This window comes from bacterium, from assembly GCA_021372775.1.
Lineage (GTDB): Bacteria > Acidobacteriota > Polarisedimenticolia > J045 > J045 > JAJFTU01.
The window spans coordinates 1-3,173 of record JAJFTU010000192.1 but is presented as its reverse complement, the minus strand read 5'-3'; the positions used below and the strand labels follow the sequence as shown (position 1 = coordinate 3,173).

The window sequence follows — 3,173 nt, the reverse complement described above, 5'->3', positions numbered from 1 at the left end:
CCGATCCCCGTCGTCTGCTGCTCGCTCGCCGCCGCGATCTCCCCCATCACCTCGGAGACCCGCCGCGCCTCGCCGTGGATCTCGGCCAGCGCCGACTCCACGTCCTTGTTCATCGACACGCCTTCCTCGGCGGTCTTCACGGCCCCCTCGATCAGGTCGGCCGTGCTGCGCGCCGCCTCCGCCGAGCGCATCGCCAGGTTCCGCACCTCCTCGGCGACGACCGCGAAGCCCTTGCCGGCGTCGCCGGCCCGCGCCGCCTCGACCGCCGCGTTGAGCGCGAGGAGGTTCGTCTGGAACGCGATCTCGTCGATCGTCTTCACGATCTTCGCCGTCTCGTCCGACGACTGCTTGATCTTCTCGATCGTCGCCGAGAGCAGCGCCATCCGCTCCTTCCCCTTCGCCGCCGCGCCCAGCGTCGAGTCGGACATCGTCCGCGCCTTCTGCGCGTTGTCCGAGTTCTGGCGGGTCATCGAGGACATCTCCTGCAGGCTGGAGCTGATCTCCTCAAGCGAGCTCGCCTGCTCCGACGCCGCCTGGGCCAGCGCCTGGCTCGAGGTGCTGATCTGCCCCGACGCCGCGGTGACCTGCGAGGCCGCCGCCGCCACCGACTGCAGCCCCTCGTCGAGGTGCGAGACGGCGGTGTTGAGCGCGTCCTTCAGCTTGGCGTGGTCCCCTTGGTACTGGCAGGCCACGCGCGCCGTGAGGTCCCGCTGCGCGACCCGCTCGAGGACGGCGCGCGCCTCGTCCACCGGCGCGAGCAGCGCGTCGAGCGTCGCGTTGAAGTCGGCCACGATCTCGCGGAATTCGCCGCGGTGGATCTCCGCGTCGGCCCGCGTCGCCAACCGGCCCTCGACCGCGGCCTTGGCCAGGTTCTCCACGTCGCGGCCCATCGTCTCGACCGCCTCGCGGAACTTGCGGTACGCCCCGCGGATCCGCTCCAGCGCCGCCTTCGACGGCGCGGTGTCGTCGTCCGCCGGGGCGAAGTCGACGCGCACGGAGAAGTCGCCGTGGGCGGCCATCGTCTCCATGCCCGCCGCCAGCCGCTCGGCCTCGCTGTTCTGGTAGGCGACGATCTTCTCCGCCCGCCGCACCGCCGCCTTGGCGTCGCTCTGGTCGGTGACGAACTCGAACGAGCCGACGATCTCCCCCTTCGCGTCGCGCAGCGGCGCCGAGACGCAGGCGATGTCCAGCTTCCGCCCGCCGATCGTGGTGTCGTTCTCGCAGGCGAAGGCGGCGTCGCTGCACATCGCCTCCGCGCAGGGGCAGTCCGCCGTGCGGCACTTGCTCGTGTTCCACTGGTCGGCGCAGGTCAGGCCGGTCCCCTGAAGCTGCTTCTTGCTCTTTCCCAGCAGCCGCGCGCCGGCTTCGTTGATGTACTGGATGCGGAAGTCGCGGTCCATGAACTGGATCGGCGTCGGGATCGCCTCGAGGTTGCCGACGATCGAGCCGAGCGCGCGGTTGAACTCGTCGAGCACGCGCCGATACTCGCCCGAGACCTTCGCCGCGTCGGCGCGGTCGTCGAGGCGGCCGTGCATGATCCCGCGGGCCACGCCGTCCGCCTCGCGGACCAGCGCCTGCAGCGCGTCGCGCACCTTGCCGAGGCTCTCCGCCGCCCGGCAGAAGTTCTCGCGGGCCTCGCGCGTCAGCTCGTCGCCGGCGGCGACGTCGAGGTCGATCCGCAGGTCGCCCTGCGCCAGCAGCTCGAGGTTCGCCACCAGCCGCTCCGTCTCGAACCGCTCGAAGGCCGCGACGTTCTCCCGCGCCGTGACGTCCTGCACGACCTCGACGAAGCCGATCCCGGCGCCGCGCCGGTCGCGCAGCTCCGAGCTGTCGATCTGGAAGCTGCGGTCGCCGAACGTGAACTCGGCGCGCGGGATTCCGCGCTTCAGGCGTTCGATCCCGCACGCTTCGGTGCCGCAGATCGTCGAGCCCCACTTCCGGCACGGCTGCCCGGCGAGCTCGGCGCGCCGCCGGCCGAGCTTCTCCTCCGCCGCCTTGTTGACGAACGTCCAGCGCAGGCCGGAGTCGGTCACGGAGACGGGGAACGGCACGGCGTCGAGGATCGCCTCGTACCAGAAGACCTTGTCCACGACGACGTCGAGCGTGGCGTTGACGCCGTCCACGATCGCGCGGAAGTCCCCGTTGTGCCGCGAGACGTCGGCCCGCGTCTCGAACCGGCCCGCGCGCGCCGCCTCGGCCAGCGTCCCGGCGTCGGCGACGAGGGCGCCGACCGCCGCGACGCAGGTGTTGAGGTTGCTCTTGATCGTGTTGAAGTCGCCGTTGTACGACTGCGCGATCGGGGCCGGGATCTCCCCCTTCGCGATCTTGTCCAGGTAGTCGGCCGCGACGTTGAGCGGGCCGATCACCGCGTCCAGCGTGTCGTTGACTCCCTGCACGACTTCGCGGTACGCCCCCTCGAAGCGCGCCGCGTCGCCGCGCGTCGCCAGACGTCCTTCGACGGCGGCCTTGGAGAGCCGCTCCATCTCCGCGATCAGCGCGGCCACGGCGTCCACCGTGCCGTTGAGCGCCGGCGCCACTTGGTCCCGGTCGTCGTGGGCGGCGACGCGCGCGTCGAGGTCCCCCTGCGCGACCTTCGTCATCCCGCCGACCAACCGCTGCAGGCCGACGGCGAACTGGTCCATCGTGCGCCCCCTCTCGCCGAGTTCGTCGGCGCGCGTCGAATCGACGCGCGCGTCGAGATGGCCGAGCGACAGTTCGCGCAGCACGCCGGAACAGCCGGCGAGCGGCTCGACGATGCTCCGCGTCAGGCGCCGCGCGAAGAGGACGAGGCCGGCGCCGCCGAGGACCAGGACGAGCGCGACGAACCAGACCGCCCAGTGGACGAGCGAGGCGTTGCGCTCGGCGATCGTCTTCGATTCGTCGAGGATCGCCTTGTCGAGCGCGTCCATCGACGCGCTGATCCGCGTCGAGACGGCGTTCCCTTCCTTGCTGATCGGCGGCTGGCCGCCCGCCGACACGACCGCGACGACGCTCGGCTCGTACCGCCCGCGCCAGTCGCGGTAGGCCCGGTCGGCGTCGGCGAACTCCGCGATCGCCCGCTTGATCGCGGGCGCCTGGACCGCGGCCTCGACCTGCGCGCGTTCCTGGTCGACGACGCGCATCGCGTCGTCCACCTGCGCGGAGAGGGCGGCGACGCCGGCGGCGTCGTGCGC

The 3,173-nt window shown here is 72.0% G+C and carries 1 protein-coding gene; it reads right to left on the bottom strand.

From position 1 onward, the window contains the following. The coding region (locus LLG88_06485; GenBank protein MCE5246553.1) for a methyl-accepting chemotaxis protein at nucleotides 1-3,173 on the bottom strand (3,173 nt) is incomplete at both ends.